This window comes from Alloalcanivorax venustensis ISO4 (assembly GCF_015356855.1).
Taxonomy (GTDB): Bacteria; Pseudomonadota; Gammaproteobacteria; order Pseudomonadales; family Alcanivoracaceae; genus Alloalcanivorax; species Alloalcanivorax venustensis.
Genome location: NZ_ARXR01000020.1, coordinates 25,442 through 41,917 on the forward strand (window position 1 = coordinate 25,442; position 16,476 = coordinate 41,917).

General features: G+C 65.7%; 19 protein-coding genes and 1 pseudogene. 4 read left to right on the forward strand and 16 right to left on the reverse strand.

The genetic code is table 11. The features are described 5' to 3' along the window. Positions 1-4 precede the first annotated feature (4 nt). The 9 genes and pseudogenes from pilV to murJ form a co-directional block, all read right to left on the reverse strand. Positions 5-508, reverse strand: coding sequence for a type IV pilus modification protein PilV (gene pilV / locus ISO4_RS11625; RefSeq protein WP_194856325.1), 504 nt, complete (start codon positions 506-508; stop codon positions 5-7). Further along, positions 502-909 carry a GspH/FimT family protein gene (locus tag ISO4_RS11630; protein ID WP_228548085.1) on the reverse strand — a complete coding sequence of 136 codons (408 nt, stop codon included), beginning with the start codon at positions 907-909 and terminating at the stop codon, positions 502-504. Before ISO4_RS11630 ends, pilV begins: the two co-directional genes overlap by 7 nt. A 12-nt stretch (positions 910-921) precedes the next feature. Next, a pseudogene (locus ISO4_RS17305) lies at positions 922-1,029 on the reverse strand (pilus assembly FimT family protein); the annotation flags it as partial. Between the two features lie 251 nt (positions 1,030-1,280). After that, positions 1,281-2,216: a 4-hydroxy-3-methylbut-2-enyl diphosphate reductase gene (ispH, locus tag ISO4_RS11635; protein WP_194856327.1), complete on the reverse strand. Its 936-nt coding sequence runs from the start codon at positions 2,214-2,216 to the stop codon at positions 1,281-1,283. 62 nt (positions 2,217-2,278) lie between these two features. After that, positions 2,279-2,746 (reverse strand): FKBP-type peptidyl-prolyl cis-trans isomerase, encoded by a 468-nt coding sequence (gene fkpB / locus ISO4_RS11640; protein WP_142949780.1) that lies wholly within the window; start codon positions 2,744-2,746, stop codon positions 2,279-2,281. Next, complete coding sequence (gene lspA, locus ISO4_RS11645; RefSeq protein WP_194856328.1) at positions 2,739-3,233, reverse strand: signal peptidase II; 495 nt, start codon at positions 3,231-3,233, stop codon at positions 2,739-2,741. Before lspA ends, fkpB begins: the two co-directional genes overlap by 8 nt. Beyond that, positions 3,226-6,039: an isoleucine--tRNA ligase gene (gene ileS / locus ISO4_RS11650; RefSeq protein ID WP_194856329.1), complete on the reverse strand. Its 2,814-nt coding sequence runs from the start codon at positions 6,037-6,039 to the stop codon at positions 3,226-3,228. The genes lspA and ileS overlap by 8 nt, the downstream gene beginning before the upstream one ends. Continuing rightward, a complete protein-coding gene (gene ribF, locus ISO4_RS11655; RefSeq protein WP_194856330.1) occupies positions 6,036-6,974 on the reverse strand; it encodes a bifunctional riboflavin kinase/FAD synthetase in 939 nt (312 codons plus the stop codon). The genes ileS and ribF overlap by 4 nt, the downstream gene beginning before the upstream one ends. Before the next feature lie 73 nt (positions 6,975-7,047). Next, positions 7,048-8,622 (reverse strand): murein biosynthesis integral membrane protein MurJ, encoded by a 1,575-nt coding sequence (murJ, locus tag ISO4_RS11660; RefSeq protein WP_194856331.1) that lies wholly within the window; start codon positions 8,620-8,622, stop codon positions 7,048-7,050. 192 nt (positions 8,623-8,814) lie between these two features. On the opposite strand from murJ, the gene rpsT reads away from it, so the two are divergent. Further along, complete coding sequence (rpsT, locus tag ISO4_RS11665) at positions 8,815-9,081, forward strand: 30S ribosomal protein S20 (protein ID WP_067608555.1); 267 nt, start codon at positions 8,815-8,817, stop codon at positions 9,079-9,081. Positions 9,082-9,152: 71 nt separating this feature from the next. Here the strand turns inward: rpsT and proB are convergent, their stop codons facing one another. The 4 genes from proB to rplU all read right to left on the reverse strand — a co-directional run bounded on the left by proB (position 9,153) and on the right by rplU (position 12,264). Then, on the reverse strand, positions 9,153-10,259 hold the full coding sequence (proB, locus tag ISO4_RS11670; RefSeq protein ID WP_194856332.1) for a glutamate 5-kinase: 1,107 nt from the start codon (positions 10,257-10,259) through the stop codon (positions 9,153-9,155). Between the two features lie 35 nt (positions 10,260-10,294). Beyond that, positions 10,295-11,476: an Obg family GTPase CgtA gene (gene cgtA, locus ISO4_RS11675; protein ID WP_194856333.1), complete on the reverse strand. Its 1,182-nt coding sequence runs from the start codon at positions 11,474-11,476 to the stop codon at positions 10,295-10,297. Positions 11,477-11,665: 189 nt separating this feature from the next. After that, positions 11,666-11,926 carry a 50S ribosomal protein L27 gene (gene rpmA, locus ISO4_RS11680; protein WP_067608563.1) on the reverse strand — a complete coding sequence of 87 codons (261 nt, stop codon included), beginning with the start codon at positions 11,924-11,926 and terminating at the stop codon, positions 11,666-11,668. 26 nt (positions 11,927-11,952) lie between these two features. Then, positions 11,953-12,264, reverse strand: a complete 312-nt coding sequence (gene rplU, locus ISO4_RS11685; RefSeq protein WP_194856334.1) for a 50S ribosomal protein L21 — start codon at positions 12,262-12,264, stop codon at positions 11,953-11,955. A 240-nt stretch (positions 12,265-12,504) separates the two neighbouring features. Between rplU and ISO4_RS11690 the strand changes: the two genes are divergently transcribed. Together ISO4_RS11690 and ISO4_RS11695 are read left to right on the forward strand one after the other, a co-directional pair. After that, complete coding sequence (locus ISO4_RS11690) at positions 12,505-13,476, forward strand: polyprenyl synthetase family protein (RefSeq protein WP_142949787.1); 972 nt, start codon at positions 12,505-12,507, stop codon at positions 13,474-13,476. Positions 13,477-13,539: 63 nt separating this feature from the next. Next, entirely contained in the window at positions 13,540-14,133 is a 594-nt protein-coding gene (locus ISO4_RS11695; RefSeq protein ID WP_142949788.1) for a YajG family lipoprotein, read from the forward strand. A gap of 9 nt (positions 14,134-14,142) precedes the next feature. Here the strand turns inward: ISO4_RS11695 and ISO4_RS11700 are convergent, their stop codons facing one another. Together ISO4_RS11700 and ISO4_RS11705 are read right to left on the reverse strand one after the other, a co-directional pair. Next, on the reverse strand, positions 14,143-14,331 hold the full coding sequence (locus ISO4_RS11700; RefSeq protein ID WP_142949789.1) for a CPXCG motif-containing cysteine-rich protein: 189 nt from the start codon (positions 14,329-14,331) through the stop codon (positions 14,143-14,145). 2 nt (positions 14,332-14,333) lie between these two features. Next, positions 14,334-14,732 (reverse strand): HIT domain-containing protein, encoded by a 399-nt coding sequence (locus tag ISO4_RS11705; RefSeq protein ID WP_194856335.1) that lies wholly within the window; start codon positions 14,730-14,732, stop codon positions 14,334-14,336. A gap of 149 nt (positions 14,733-14,881) precedes the next feature. Between ISO4_RS11705 and ISO4_RS11710 the strand changes: the two genes are divergently transcribed. Then, the gene (locus tag ISO4_RS11710) at positions 14,882-15,274 is read left to right on the forward strand and encodes an MAPEG family protein (protein WP_194856336.1); all 393 of its coding nucleotides are present in this window, start codon (positions 14,882-14,884) and stop codon (positions 15,272-15,274) included. Positions 15,275-15,280: 6 nt separating this feature from the next. Here ISO4_RS11710 and ISO4_RS11715 read toward each other — a convergent pair whose 3' ends face one another. Further along, positions 15,281-16,294 carry an AraC family transcriptional regulator gene (locus ISO4_RS11715; protein ID WP_142949792.1) on the reverse strand — a complete coding sequence of 338 codons (1,014 nt, stop codon included), beginning with the start codon at positions 16,292-16,294 and terminating at the stop codon, positions 15,281-15,283. Positions 16,295-16,476: the final 182 nt, after the last annotated feature.

The following is a 16,476-nucleotide window of genomic DNA, read 5'->3' on the forward strand; positions in this document are numbered from 1 at the left end:
GCTCCTATAGTTCTGCACTGACACGGACGGTTTTGATCGGATCGGCGTCTTCCTCGCCGTTATCGCCCTGCTCCTGCCAGCGGGCGTCGTACCAGGCGAGAGTCACGACAACCCGCCCTTCGTCATCCACTTCGATCTCCGCACCGGTTTTCCCGTCGTCACCCTGCGGCAGGACGCCCGGCGCGCTTTGTTCCCCCTCGATACCGCAAAGCGTCTCCAGCCAGTTTTCGAGATCGTCTTGCACGACCCCGGTGGCCGTAGGCGCGGTGCATCCCAACGTCATCTCATAATCGCCTTTCAGGGCGGCGCTGCGGTTGGCGCGCATTCGGTCAATGATGTCGTAGGCCAGAAAGGTGGCCTGGGAGGATAAGTGCGCGCTCTGATTCATCTTCAGACTGACCGCTTGCAACCCCGCCATCCCCATCAAACCGATTGACAGAATGAGCATGGTTACGAGCACTTCTATCAGGGTAAAACCGCGTCCGTGATATCGCCGCCGACTCAACATGACACCTTCTCCGAAGCCGCTCTGCCGCCTCTCGCAATACTGATCTGCCGGGCTTTCTCGGAGCCGCAAGCACTGCGCTTGATCGTCACGGTAGCCTCCGATGTATCGCGGCGCAGACCCTGGTGATCGAAGCGCACCACGCCCCCGCTGGTGTTATCCACCTCCGCACTGCCGTCGGCCACACGGACAATGTTGGTGGAGGTCGGGGACCCGGAGCCGTCGGAATCTTCGTAGACAAGCCACCCCTGGCCCCACTGTCCGTCGCATGAAGCCTGATCGCTGCTGCCGCACACGGCCATGCCGACACCCCGTTTAACGGCCTCGGCCCGCGCCAGTTGAATGCCACCCAGAACGCTATTGGTTTGGTTGATCACCTGATTGCTTCGTATTAACTGGGTCATGCTAGGCACTCCGAAACCGAGGACGATCGCCACCAGAGCCAGCGTTAGCATCAACTCAATAAGGGTAAAGCCCCCGCTTCCGAACCGGGTGTCAGACACCACGATGCACTCCACTTTCATTCTTGTGAGCAGACACTCTAGCAATTGTAAAACCGTCGACAATGAGACTTAGACGAGCGGTCACTTGGCGGCAATAAACGGCATAAGCGGTTGATAAGCGGGGATTTTTACGAAGATAGGCTGTGACGCTATTCACACTTTTTCATTAGCTATAGAGCCAGTCTTTTACATGGCAAGCGCGGCACGCGGACAAGCCGCCCCACTCGCCCCGGGCGGGCGGTGGGGACAGCGGCTTCCAGGGAGCGGAGGGATCAGGCCCGCAGGGCGCGGGGCATGGAAAAGCGGATGTTCTCTTCGCGGCCGGGGATCTCGTGGGCGTCTTCGCCGCCCAGTTCGCGCAGGCGGGCGATCACCTGGTGGACCAGCTCCTCGGGGGCGCTGGCGCCGGCGGTGACGCCCACGGCCTTCTTACCCTTGAGCCAGGCCGGGTCGATCATGGCCGGGTCGTCGAGCAGGTGGGCGGGGGTGCCGCAGCGCTCGGCCAGTTCGCGCAGGCGGTTGGAGTTGGAGCTGTTCACCGACCCCACCACCAGCACCAGCTGGCATTCCAGCGCGAGCTGGCGCACCGCGTCCTGGCGGTTGGTGGTGGCGTAGCAGATATCCTCGCGCTTGGGGCCGAGGATATTGGGGAAGCGTTGGCGCAGGGCGTCGATGATGCGGGCGGTGTCGTCCACGCTCAGGGTGGTCTGGGTGACGAACGCAAGATTGTCCGGGTCGGTGACTTCCAGGCGGGCCACGTCGGCCTCGTCTTCCACCAGATACATGCGCCCGCCCTTGCTGGTGTCGTACTGGCCCATGGTGCCTTCCACTTCCGGGTGGCCCTGGTGGCCGATCAGAATCGCCTCGCGGCCCTCCTGGGCGTAGCGAATCACCTCCATGTGCACCTTGGTGACCAGCGGGCAGGTGGCGTCGAACACCTGCAGGGCGCGCTGCTCGGCCTCGTCCTGCACCGCCTTGGAGACACCGTGGGCGCTGAAGATGACGATGGCGTCGTCGGGCACTTCTTCCAGCTCGTCGACGAACACCGCGCCGCGCTCGCGCAGGCCGTCCACCACATAGCGGTTATGGACCACTTCGTGGCGCACATAGACCGGCGGCCCGAACACGTCCAGGGCCCGATTGACGATATCGATGGCCCGATCGACGCCGGCGCAGAAGCCACGGGGGTTGGCGAGACGGATTTGCATATCGGAACCTGCTTGAAATGTATCCTGAGTATACGCGCCACCAGCGGTGGCCGGCCAGAAGGTCAGTTCAGGCGGACGGCCTGCTCCGGGGCGTCGTGCTCGACGTTGATGATCTCCACCTCGAAGGTGAGGTCGCGGCCGGCCAGCGGGTGATTGAAGTCCACGGTGACCCAGTCGTCGTCCAGTTCGGCGATCACGCCGGGCAGTTCGGCGCCGGCGGCATCGGCGAAATTCATCACCGTGCCCACTTCCACGTCGTCGGCGCTGAAGGTGCTGCGCTTGAAGTGCTGCCGGTTCTGTTCGTTGTATTCACCGAAGCCGGAGGCGGCGTCGATAAAGACGCTGCGCTTGTCGCCGGCCTTGAGGCCGAGGATGGCGCGCTCGAAGCCGGGCAGCAGGGATTCGTCACCCCAGGAGAAGGCGGCCGGCTCGCCACCGTAGGTGCTGTCCATTTCGGTGCCGTCCATCAGACGCACGGCGAAATGCAGGGTGATGCGGGTCTGCGGACCCGCGCGCAAGGTGTCAGTCATGGCCGCGACGGCCTCCCAGCAGCATGTCGAGAATGATCAAGGCTGCCCCAATAGTGATGGCGGTATCGGCGATATTAAAGGCCGGGAAGTGGTAATCGCCCCAATAGAAGTCGAGAAAGTCGACCACATGGCCGAGCACCACCCGGTCGTAGAGGTTGCCGACGGCGCCGCCGAGGATCAGTGCCAGAGCGGCGCCCTGCATGCGCTCGTCACGCAGTTTGCGCATCCAGCCCAGGATCAGCACCACGGCGATCACCGCCACGGCGGCGAAGAACCAGCGTTGCCAGCCGCCGGCGCCGGCCAGAAAGCTGAACGCGGCCCCGGAGTTGTAGGCCAGGGTCAGGTTGAAGAACGGCAGCACCTCCAGCCGCTCATAGAGGTCGAAACGGGCCACCACCCAGTGCTTGCTGACCTGATCCAGCACGATCATCAGGCCGGTGAGCCACAGCCAGACCAGTTGGCTCTGGGCGCCTTGTTGCTCACGCATAGTGGCGTTCCTCGCCGTCACCGTCCAGGTTGGTCACGCAGCGGCCGCACAGCTCCGGGTGCTCGGGGTGCGTGCCGATGTCCGGGCGGTGGTGCCAGCAGCGCACGCATTTGTCGTGCGGCGACGGCGCCACCCGCACTTTGAGCCCGGCCACGGCGCTGTCCGGCAGCTCCGCCGGGGCGTCCGCCAGCGGCGCCAGGGTGGCGGTGGAGGTGATGGTGACGAAGCGCAGCTCGTCGCCCAGGCGACCGAGCAGGCCGGCCAGCCGCTCGTCCACGTAGAGGGTGGCGTCGGCGGCCAGGTTGGCGCGCAGTTCCTTGCGGTTGCGGGCCTCTTCGATGGCCTTGTTGACCGCCTGCTTGACGGCCTGCACCTGCTCCCAGAACGCCAGATCCATGTCCGCGTCGTCCGCCGGCGGGAAGAGGCCGTCGTACCAGGTGGTCAGGAACACGGACTCGGGGCGCTCGCCGGGCAGCAGCTCGAAGATTTCCTCGGCGGTGAAGCTGAGGATCGGCGCCATCCAGCGCACCAGGGCCTGGGCGATGTGATACAGCGCGGTCTGGCAGGAGCGCCGCGCCAGCGAATCCGCCGGCGTGGTGTACTGGCGGTCCTTGATGATGTCCAGGTAGAAGCCGCCCAGCTCGTTGCCGCAGAAGTTGTGCAGGCGCTGGTAGACCAGATGGAAATGGTAGCCGTCGTACAACTCGCGCAGCTCCGCCTGCAAGGCGTCGGCGCGGCCCACCGCCCAGCGGTCCAGGGCGATCATGTCGTGCGGGGCCACCGCGTCGCGCTGCGGGTCGAAGCCGTTCAGGTTGGAGAGCAGGAAGCGGGCGGTGTTGCGGATGCGCCGGTAGCTGTCCGCCATCTGCTTGAGAATGTTCTTGGACACGCTCATCTCACCGCGGTAATCGGTGGCCGCCACCCACAGGCGCAGGATGTCCGCGCCCAGGTCGTTCCACACTTCCTGCGGGGCGATCACGTTACCGATCGACTTGGACATCTTGCGGCCCTGCTCGTCCACCGTGAAGCCGTGGGTGAGCACGCTTTTATAGGGCGCCGCGTCACGGATCGCGGTGCTGGTCAGCAGCGAGGACTGGAACCAGCCGCGGTGCTGGTCGGAGCCTTCCAGGTAGAGGTCGGCGGGCACCGCCAGCTCGTCGCGCTGCTCGAGCACCGAATAGTGGGTGACGCCGGAGTCGAACCAGACGTCGAGGATGTCGGTGACCTTGGTGTAGCGCTCCGCGTCGTCGCCGAGCAGCTCCTCGGCCTCCAGGTCGAACCAGGCGTCGATGCCGTTCTGCTCCACCCGCTTGGCCACTTCCTCGATCAACCGCGGCGTGTCCGGGTGCGGTTCGGAGGTGGCGCGGTCCACGAACAGGGCGATCGGCACGCCCCAGGTGCGCTGCCGGGAGATACACCAGTCCGGGCGATCGCGCAGCATGCCTTCGATGCGCGCCTTGCCCCACTCCGGCAGCCACTGCACCTTGTCCACTTCGGCGCGGGCCTGGGCCAGCAGGCCACCCTCGCTCATGGGGATGAACCACTGGGCGGTGCTGCGGAAAATGATCGGCGTCTTGTGGCGCCAGCAGTGCGGGTAGCTGTGGGTGATGGTCTCCAGCGCCACCAGGGTGCCGCCTTCCTTGAGGGCGTCGATCACCGGCTGGTTGGCCTTGCTCACGTGCAGGCCGCCGACCACCGGCAGATCGTCACGGAACAGACCGTTGTCCTGCACCGGGCTGTCCACTTCCAGGCCGTACTGCTTGCCGACGATAAAGTCGTCTTCACCATGGCCCGGCGCGGTATGCACGCAGCCGGTACCGGCGTCGGTGGTGACGTGGTCACCAAGAATCACCGGCACCTGGCGGTCCAGGAACGGGTGCCGCAGGGTGAGGTGTTCCAGGGCCGCGCCCTTGAACGACGCGGACCGCTCGGCGCCGGTGAGCGCGAAGCGCTCGCTGACGGTGTCCGCCAGATCTTCGGCCACCACCAGTGCCACGGCGGCGCCGTTCTGCTCACCGCTGAGCAGCACATAGTCCAGCTCCGGATGCACCGCCACCGCCCGGTTGGCGGGCAGCGTCCAGGGCGTGGTGGTCCAGATCACCAGGGCCGGGGATGCGGCCTCGACGCCGGTGCGGCTGTTGAAATCCGCCGGGTCGGTGACGGCGAACGCCACGTCGATGGCCGGCGACTGCTTGTCCTGGTATTCCACTTCCGCTTCCGCCAGGGCGGAGGCGCAGTCCAGGCACCAGTGCACCGGCTTGAAGCCCTTGGTCAGGTGGCCGCCGGCGGCGATCTTGCCGAGCGCGCGGATGATGTTCGCCTCGGTGTCGTAGTCCATGGTCAGGTAGGGGCTGTCCCAGTCCCCGAACACACCCAGGCGCTGGAAGTCACGCTTCTGGCCTGCCACCTGCTTGGCGGCGAACTCCCGGCACTTCTTGCGGAAGGTGGCGGCGTCCACCTTGTGGCCGGCCTTGCCCACCTTCTGCTCCACCTTCAGCTCGATGGGCAGGCCATGGCAGTCCCAGCCGGGCACATAGGGGGCATCATAGCCGTCCAGGGTGCGCGCCTTGACGATGATGTCCTTGAGGATCTTGTTCACCGCGTGGCCGATATGAATGTCGCCGTTGGCGTACGGGGGGCCATCGTGAAGGATGAACTTGGGACGTCCGGCGGACGCTTCGCGAATCCGGCGGTACAGATCGCGCTGCTGCCATTGGTCCAGACGCTTGGGTTCGCGCTGGGACAGACCGGCCTTCATCGGGAAGTCGGTGTGGGGAAGATTAAGCGTCGCCTTGTAATCCGTCATAGTCCGTCGTCTTGGTCCAAAAAGGCTTGTACCTGTTCCAGATCCCGCCACATGGCGGCCTTGAGTTCGTCGAGGCCGTCGAATTTCTCTTCCGGCCGCACGAAATGATGAAACGCGACGCTCAGGTGCGCGTCGTACAGATCACCCTGAAAATTGAGCAGATGCACTTCCAGGCGGTTTTCCTGGCCGTCCACCGACGGCCGCGTGCCCATATTGGCCGCGCCCGGATGGCCCTCGAGGCCGGCGCCGGACACCCGCACCGCGAACACCCCGTGCAGCGGCGACACCGGCCGCTTCAGGGCCAGATTCACCGTCGGCACATCCAGGGTGCGGCCCAGCTTGTCGCCGTGGCGCACGCGGCCGCTGATCGTATAAGGGCGACCCAGCAGGCGCTCGGCCAGGCGGAAATTCCCCTGCTCCAGCGCCGCGCGTACCCGCGTGCTGGACACCCGCTCGCCGTCGACTTCGCAGGTCGGCGTGTCGGTGACCTGAAAACCGAACCGCTCGCCGGCCTGCTGCAGGTAATCGAAATCACCGTCACGGCCACGGCCGAAACGGAAGTCATCACCCACCACCAGGTAGTCGATGCCCAGGCCCTCGACCAGCAGATCGCGCACGAACGCCTCGGCGGTGAGGCTGCGGAACGACTCGTTGAACCGGGCGCACAACACCTGATCGACGCCGTAGTCGCGCAGCGCGATCAACTTGTCACGCAGGCTGTTAAGCCGCGCCGGTGCCTGGTCCGGGCAGAAAAATTCCTGCGGCTGAGGTTCGAACAGCATCACCGTGGCCAGCTTGCCACGCGCCCTGGCCTCGTCGATCACCTGATCGAGAATCCGTTGATGCCCCAGATGGACGCCATCGAAGTTGCCGATGGTGGCGACGCAGCCCCGGTGGCTCGCCCGCAGATTGTGAATGCCGCGAATCAGTCGCATTCCGCCCTCGTCAGGTTCCCGCCCGGCCGGCTTTATGCCGGCACGCGGGAGAAAAGAGGGCCGATTATAGGAATCATCGGCGCAAGTGGCGAGGTCTGAGGCCAAGAATCAGCAAGGCGAGCAGATAAACCGCCAATCCCGCCACCACGATCAGGCCCAGCCAGAGGATGCGATCCCACAGCGCCCCATTCAGCCACACCGTGGCCTGCCGTGCCAGCCAGTAGATCGCCCCGGCCATGGCACCGCCGGCCAGAGCCAGCCGCAGGCCGTGCTGCCACCAGCCCTTCATCGGCCGGTACACGCCGCCGCGGCGCAACCCTATATAAAGCAGACCGGCGTTGAGCCAGGCGGACAGCGAGGTCGCCAGCGCCAGGCCGGCGTGCTGAAGCGGCCAGATCAACGCCAGGTTCAGGGCCATATTGGCGACCATGGCGATAATACCGATTTTCACCGGCGTGCGGGTGTCCTGGCGGGCGAAATAGCCCGGCGCCAGAATCTTGATCAGCATGAACGCCACCAGCCCGGCGCTGTAAGCGCGCAGGGATTCCGCCGAGCGCAGCACGTCGTTGGCGCCGAACTCGCCGTGGTTGAACAGGGTCGCCAGCAGCGGCTCGGCGATCACCGCCAGCGCCAGCGCCGCCGGCACGCCGATCAGCAGCACCAGTTTCAGCGCCCAGTCCAGGGTGCGGCTGAACGCTTGCGGATCGTCCCCGGCGTGCTTGCCGGACAGGCTGGGCAGGATCACCGTGCCGATGGCGATGGCGAACACGCCCAGGGGCAACTCCACCAGCCGGTCGGAGTAGTACAGCCAAGTCACCGAGCCGGTCTGCAACAGGGACGCCAGCACCGTGTCCAGCAGCAGATTGATCTGGCTCACCGACACCCCGAACATGGCCGGCGCCATCAGGCGCAGGATGCGGCGCACGCCTTCGTCGCGCCAGGCCATGCGCGGCACCGGCATCAAATTGAGACGGGCCAGGAACGGCAGCTGGAACAGCAACTGCACGGTGCCGGCGATCAGCACGCCCCAGGCCAGCGCCACCGCCATGCGCCCCTCGGCGAACTGCGGCGCCAGGTAGAGAGCGCTGCCGATCAGGCTGAGATTGAGCAGCACCGGGGTAAAGGCGGGCACCGCGAAGCGGTTCCAGGTGTTGAGAATGGCGCCGGCGAAGGCGGTCAGCGAGATGAAAAACAGGTACGGGAAGGTGAGCCGCAGCATTTCCACCGCCAGGGCGCGCTTGTGCGGGTCGTCGCCGAAACCCGGGGCGAACAGCCAGATCAGCAGCGGCGCCGCCAGCACCCCGACCAGGGTGATCAGCGCCAGGGAGCCGCCCAGGGTGCCGGCGACCCGGTCGATCAACGCCTTGGTGGCGGCCGCACTGCCCTCGTCACGCTGGCGGGTGCGGTATTCGCTGAGCACCGGCACGAAGGCCTGGTTGAAGGCGCCCTCGGCGAACAGGCGGCGCAGGAAATTGGGGATGCGGAACGCCACGAAGAAAGCGTCGGTGCCCGCCGAGGCGCCCAGCAGCCGTGCCAGCACCACGTCGCGGACCAGCCCCAGCACCCGGGACAGCAGCGTCATGCTGCTCACCACCAGGGTCGAAGCCAGCAAACCGCCCTTTTTACCCGCTGTTTCCTGCTCGTCCATCCCGGCGCCTCCGAAAAACCGGCCAAGAGTAACCAAAGCCCGCCGTCACCGCCACAGGCCCGCCCCGGGGATTGACAATCGGCACCCGGATCGGCATAGTTGCGCGTCTTCAGGACCGGCCAATGGCAGCATCCGCCCGGTCCTAATCGATTATCACCATCGAATTACCGATTTATATATAGGAGCAGGACCTTGGCTAACTCACCGCAAGCACGCAAGCGCGCGCGTCAGGCGGAACAGCGTCGTAAGCACAACGCAGCGATGCGTTCCATGGTGCGTACGTACCTCAAGAAGGTGAACGCGGCCATTGCGTCCGGCGACCAAGGCGCCGCTCAGCAAGCGTACCAAAAGGCGACCTCGGTGCTGGATAAGGCCACCCAGAAGGGTAAGTTCCACCCGAACAAATCCGCTCGTCACAAGAGCCGCCTGAACGCCAAGATCAAGGCCATGGCGGCCTGATCGCTCGAACGCGTTCGCTAAAAAAACCGGCCTCTGGCCGGTTTTTTTATGCCTGAAGATCCGCCTCCGGACTACAGCACCACCATATTGTCCCGGTGGATCAGTTCTTCCTCGTTCATAAAGCCCAGCACGTCGGCGATCTGGTGGCTCTTCTTGCCGCACAGGCGGCGGGCGTCGGCGGCGTCGTAGTTGACCAGACCGCAGGCCACGCGCTCGCCGTGCCGGTCCTCGCAGGCCACCATCTCACCGCGCGAGAACTGGCCGAACACATCCACCACCCCCACCGGCAACAGGCTGGAGCCGGCCTCGCGCAGCCACCGGGCGGCGCCGTCGTCGAGAATCAGCCGGCCGCGCATGCGCAGATGCCCCGCCAGCCACTGCTTGCGGGCGTTCATCGGCGAGGTGTCCGGCAACAGCGTGGTGCCCGGGGCCTGGCCATCGACCAGCTCGGTGAGCACCTCCGGGCGGCGCCCGGAGGCGATGGTGGTCATGGTGCCCGAGCGCGCCGCCAGCGCGGCGGCGCGCACCTTGGTGGTCATGCCGCCACGGCCCAGCCCGGAGCCGCCACCGCCGGCCATGGCGGCCAGGGCCGGGTCGGAGGCGCGGGCGCTGGGAATCAGGCGCGCCGCCGGATTCTGGCGGGGGTCGGCGTCGAACAGGCCGTCCTGGTCGGTGAGGATCACCAGCCGCTCGGCTTCCACCAGGTTGGCCACCAGGGCGGCCAGGGTGTCGTTGTCGCCGAAACGGATCTCGTCGGTGACCACGGTGTCGTTTTCGTTGACCACCGGCACCACGGAAAAGCCCAGCAGCGTCAGCAGGGTGCTGCGCGCGTTCAGGTAGCGCTTGCGGTCGGAGAGGTCGTCGTGGGTGAGCAGTACCTGGGCGGTGTGCAGCCGGTGCTTCTGGAAGCAGGATTCCCAGGCCTGCACCAGCCCCATCTGGCCGACGGCGGCGGCGGCCTGCAGCTGATGCACGGAATCCGGGCGGCGCGCCCAGCCCAGCCGGGTCATGCCCTCGGCCACCGCGCCGGAGGACACCACCATGACGTCGATGCCGCGCTCGCGCAGGGCCACCATGCGGTCCACCCAGACCTGCATCAGGTCCCGGTCCAGGCCGCGGCCGTCGTTGGTGAGCAGAGCGCTGCCAATTTTGATTACCCAGCGTGCGCGTTGCGCCATGGTGCCTTTCCCGCTTTCAGTAAAGTGATGGCCGATCAGGGTTCGTAGACGATCTCCACGTCGTGATCGTCATCATCATCGTCGTCGTCATTGTCGCGGGCCGCGCGGCGGTCCCGCTTGATTTCCTGGATCTTCTCGCGGGCCTCTTCTTCCAGGCGCGCGCGCAGTTCCCGCTGCTCGGCGGCGTAGTCCGGGTCTTCCTGTTCGCGCAGACGGCGCTCTTCGATGGCGTTCATCAGCGCGTAGACCAGTTCTTCGCAGCCCACGCCGGCGGCGGCGGAAAGACGGAACACCGGCCCCTGCCAACCCAGCTCGTCGACGATCTCAGCGACCCGCTGCTCGGCCTCGTCGTCGGGCAACAGGTCGATCTTGTTGAACACCAGCCAGCGTTCCTGCTCCGCCAGCGCCGGGGAGAACCGGTCCAGCTCGTCGGCGATGACGTCGATGTGGTCCGCCGGGTTGCCGTCCAGGGGCGCCATGTCCACCACATGCAGCAGCAACCGGGTGCGCGCCAGGTGCTTCAGGAAGCGGATACCCAGGCCGGCGCCCTCGGCGGCCCCTTCGATCAGGCCGGGAATATCGGCGACCACGAAGCTGCGGTAGCGGTCCGCCTTCACCACCCCCAGGTTGGGGATCAGGGTGGTGAAGGGGTAGTCCGCCACCTTGGGCTTGGCGGCGGAAATGGCGCGGATCAGGGTGCTCTTGCCGGCGTTGGGCATGCCCAGCAGACCCACGTCCGCCAGCACCTTGAGCTCCAGGCGCAGACGACGGTTTTCACCGGGCGTGCCGTTGGTGGTCTTGCGCGGTGCCTGATTGACGCTGCTTTTGAAGTGCACGTTGCCGAGCCCGCCGCGGCCGCCCCGCGCCACCATCACCTTCTGGTCGGCGGCGGTCAGATCGGCGAGCACCTCATCGGTGTCCACGTCCACCACGGTGGTGCCCACCGGCACTTTCAGCACCACGTCCTCGGCGGATTTACCGGTCATCTGGCGACCCTTGCCGGGCTCGCCGTTGCGCGCCTTGAACGAGCGCTCGTAGCGGTAATCCACCAGGGTGTTCAGGTTGGTGTCCGCCTCCACGTACACGTGCCCGCCGGCGCCGCCGTCTCCCCCGTCGGGGCCGCCGAACTCCACGTACTTTTCACGACGGAAGCTCAGGCAGCCGTGCCCCCCGCTTCCGGCGCGGACATCAATGGTGGCTTCGTCGACGAATTGCATGATGGCGGCTCTTAATATCGGCTAAAGGAGGCATTCTAACGTAGGGCGCCCGGTCGCTCACAAAAAATCGCCAGGAGCGATTTTTGACGTCGCGCCAGCGACGGTCCGCAGGATGACCGCCAGGGATGGCGGTCACAAAAAAGCCCCGCGGGCGCGAGCCTCGCGGGGCTTTTTCAGATCCCGGAGGGATCAGGCCACGGGCTCGATCACCACGTATTTGCGGCTGAGCGGGCCTTTGACTTCGAACTTAACGCGTCCGGCTTCCTTGGCGAAGATGGTGTGGTCCTTGCCAATCCCGGTGTTCACTCCGGGGTGGAAACGGGTGCCGCGCTGGCGAACGATGATTTCGCCGGCCTGAACGACCTGGCCGCCGAAGCGCTTCACGCCAAGGCGTTTACTTTCCGAGTCGCGACCGTTACGAGTACTACCACCGGCTTTTTTATGTGCCATGTTTCAATCCTCTCGTTGCGTCCGGATCAGCCCTGGATCCCGGTGATTTTCACCGCAGTGTACCACTGGCGATGGCCCTGCTGCTTGCGGGAATGCTTGCGGCGGCGGAACTTCACAATCTTGATCTTCTTGTGACGGCCCTGCTCAACCACTTCGGCGGTGACCTTGGCGCCTTCCAGCAGCGGCTGGCCGACCTTCACGTCGTCGCCGTCGGCGACCAGCAGCACTTGATCAAAGTTCACGGATTCACCGGTGGCCACTTCGATCTTTTCCACGCGCAGGGTGTCACCCTCTTCAACGCGGTACTGCTTGCCACCCGTTTTGATGACTGCGTACATCTACTTGCTCCAGATGGTTCCTCTTGGGCGGACCCGGCCCTGAAATCAGGCGGTCGCTTTCGGTGCCCGTGGGATGATTAAATCGGGTCGCGAAGTGTACGCTAAAGGTTGATGCGCCTCAAGCCCGCATGACACGGCTTTTACAGCGACCTTCCGGTGGCCGGGTTTTCTTGACTGGCCGGGCCCCGCTGCTAGCATTGCCCGCTGTTTACCGCCCCTTTTTAGCCGGATAGCTACTTCATGGATTTCAAGGCCATCAGCTCTGTCGTCGCCGAGGATTTCGAGGCGGTGAACCGCTTCATCACCCACCACCTGGACACCGAGGTACCGCTGATCCGCGAGGTGGGGGAGTACATCGTCGACTCCGGCGGCAAACGCCTGCGCCCGCTGGTGGGGCTGCTGAGCGCGCGAGCATCCGGCTACACCGGCGCCCAGCACGTGGATGTGGCGGCGGTGATCGAATTTCTGCACACCGCCACCCTGCTCCACGACGACGTGGTGGACGAATCCAGCCTGCGCCGGGGCCGGCCCACGGTGAACGCGGTCTGGGGCAACTCCGCCAGCGTGCTGGTGGGGGACTTCCTGATTTCCCGGGCGTTCCAGCTGATGGTGGCGCTGCGTGATCAGCGCCTGCTGGAGATTCTCTCGCAGAGCACCAACACCATCTCCGAGGGCGAGGTGCTGCAGCTGATCAACACCCGTGACCCGAGCACCACCGAGCCCAGCTACATGCGCGTGATCCACCACAAGACCGCCAAGATGTTCGAATCGGCGGCGGAGACCGGCGCGGTGCTGGGCGCCCGCACGGAAACGGACTTTTCCCAGGCGTTCGCCACTTTTGGCCGCCATCTGGGCATCGCCTTCCAGCTGATCGACGACGTGCTCGACTACCAGGGCGACGTCAATGAGCTCGGCAAGAACGTGGGCGACGACCTGGCCGAGGGCAAACCCACCCTGCCCCTGATTTACGCCATCCAGCACGGCGCCCCGGAGCAGGCCGGGCTGATCAAGGACGCGATTCGCACCGGCGGCCTGGAACAGCTGGAACAGATCGTCGAGATCGTGCACGACTGCGGCGGGCTCAGCTACACCGTGGAGCGGGCCGCCGAGCAGACCCGGCTGGCCCTGGATGCGCTGGCGCCGGTGCCCGCTTCCCGCTACAAGGACGCGCTCCACAATCTGGCGGAAGAATCCTTGAAGCGAACGCACTAAACTGCATTGATGGAGTCGAACCACGACCCCGTTTCAGTGAACGCCCTTACGGAGACCACACGGATGAAATCGACCCTCGCCACGCTTTTCACCGGCGCCGCCCTGGCGCTGTCGCTGACCGGCTGCGCGCTCAGCCCCCAGCAGATCGAAGTGAAACCCACCGCCGAAGTGCAGCCCGCCAACCGCGGCAACAACCAGCCGGTGCAGGTGATCGCGGTGGATTCCCGGGACAGCAAGGCGTTCGGCTCGCGGGGCGGTGTGTACAAGGACACCTCCCTGGTGCAGCCGGCCAACGACCTGCGCCCGGCGATCGCCGAGACCGTCCGCCAGGGGCTGCAGACGCTGGGCTACAACGCCTTCAACCCGGGCGACGAGGCCACCACCCTGGAAGTGCGCCTGGAAAAACTGGAGTACATCCCCGAAGAGGGGTCGGTGGTCAACGAAGTGACCCTGAACCTGGAGCTGGTGGCCGAGGCCCGGCGCGGCGACACCACCCATGTGGGCACCTACAAGAGCAGCGTCGAGCACGACCTGCCCTTTACGCCGTCGGCGGCGCGCAACCAGGAAATGGTCAACGACATCCTCAGCCGTTCCATCGAGCGGATGCTCAACGACCCGGAAATGCAGGCCTTCCTGGCCGGCAACGACAACCCCTGAGCGGGTCCGTCAGTCGTTTTCCGGCGTCACCGACACCGAGGGCGCCTCGGGGTCGGTGAGGTCGACGGTGAGCACCAGGGGACGGCAGCAGATGTGGCAATCCTCCACATACTCCTGATCCCCCTGGGACGGATCCACCAGGGCCTCGAAATGCTCCCAGCAGTGGGGGCATTGCACGTCCACCGCGATTAATTCCATCTCTAGCTCTCCTCGGGCAGCGCCAGCCGCGCCAGCCAGTCCGGCGTGCCGTCCACCGGCACCGGCTGGCCCTGCCCCCACACCGGCCCGGGCCAGCAGGGGTCATCGCGAAAGCGGGCGATGATGTGCACGTGCAGCTGCGGCACCAGATTGCCGAGGGCGCCGAGATTGATCTTATCGGCGCCGGTGACCCTCTCCAGCTCCCCGGCAAGGTGGTTCACGGTCGACAATAGCCGCTGCTGGTCCGCCGCCGGCAGGTGGTGCCACTCGCGCAGACCGTCGCGCTTGGGCACCACGATCAGCCAGGGGAAACGGGCATCACGCATCCAGCGCAGCCAGCACAGTTCAGTCTCGCCCAGGGCGCCGGTGTCCGCCGCCAGGCGTGGGTGTAATTCCGTCATTCTCGGTTCCGTGGTCACGCCACCGGGCCGATCCCGGCGGCAAAAGATGCGATCGTACGAAAAACGCTCTAGGATGATGCGCAAAAATAAGAATATAGCGGCGCCGTCTGCCTGGCGCCGGCTTAACCATACCTGCTTGGGGGAAAGTCATGGAATGGGTTGCCATCATTACCGTCGTGGCGTTGCTGCAGTGCGCGCTGTTCAGCTTTGTCGTCGGCCGTGCCCGGGTCAAGTACCAGATCCGCGCGCCGGCGGTGCAGGGCCACGAACTGTTCGAGCGCAGCCTGCGCGTGCACGCCAACACGGTGGAACAGCTGATCCTGTTCCTGCCCGGTCTGTGGCTGTGCGCCTGGTATCTGGAACCGCGCGCCGCCGCGGCGCTGGGGGCCCTGTTCGTGATCGGCCGGCAGCTCTATTTCAACGCCTATCTGGCGTCGCCCCGGGACCGGGGGCGCGGCTTTCTGCTCGGCTTCCTGGCCACCCTGACGCTGCTGCTGGGCGGCCTGGGCGGCGCCGTGGCGGATCTGATCGCCAAGTTGTAGCGCCGTTCAGCGGTAGTCCGACGGGCTCTTGCCGGTCCAGCGCCGGAACGCGCGGGCAAAATTGGAGGCGTCCGAATAGCCCAGCGCCAGGGCGATATCGTCCACCGAACGCCCGCTCTGGGTGAGGTACTCCACCGCCAGCCCCTTGCGCAGATCATCCAGCAGCTTCTGATAGCTGGTGCCCAGCTGCTGGAGTTTGCGCTTGAGCGTGCGCGACGACATGTGCATCTCCGACGCCACCTCCTCGACGCCCGGAAACCCGCCGGAGCCCGCCAGCATCACCCGCCGCACCTGACCCAGCAGCGCCGGCGGCGCCTTGATCTGCTCCATTTCCTGCTCGCACTGGGCGGCGGCCATCTGCGCCAGGCGCGGGTCGGCGAAGCGCAACCGCCGTTGCAGCCGCTCGGCGGGGAAGCGCATCTGGCTGTAGGCGCAGTCGAAATAGATCGGCACCGGAATCATCGGCCGCAGGCGCGAAAAGTACGCCGGCTCCGGGTAGGCGAAGCGCAGCTCGCCGAGGATCTCGATGTCCGGCATCAGCTGCAGGCCCATGAAGTGGAAGCTGGAGAACAGGCTTTCGGTGAGCAGCGGTCCGTGCTCGCCGAGCGACAGCATCTCGTTGAGCTGCAGCACCGCCCACTCGCCCTCCACGAAAGCTTCCAGCTGGACGATGGTGCCGCGGGTGCGGAAAAACTTCACCGCCAGCTCGATGGCGTCGCCCAGGGTATTGCTGCTCATCGCCGCGTAGCCGAGAAACCCGTGCGACGACAGCGGCATGGAGGCGCCCAGTTCCCAGCCGATCCAGGGCTCGCCGGTCAGCTCCACCAGCCGCCGGGAGAAGCGCTTGAAGGTCAGGGCGGTGACACGGGCCTTGGGATCGCGCCAGCAGCCCGGCTCGATGTCCAGCCCGGCCAGCGCTTCCTGTTCGTCGATGCCCCGTTTTTGCAGGGCCTCCAGCATCGGGCCCAGGTATTCGGCGGACAGGGTGTAGTCCTCCGCCGTCATTTTTAGAATCGTCATACGTTTTGCCCGTCTTCACCAACCTGTGTCTTTGTCCGCCCTAGGGCCTTCGCACCGATGGCCCAAAATGACCAGACAGGCCACAAGATACCCGTTTCCCAAGCGCGGGAGCAAGTCCTCGCCGGCCGGGAGCCATAACCCGCAGGTTTGTGTATTGCCGCCCCCGGCCCGCTCTTGCTAGC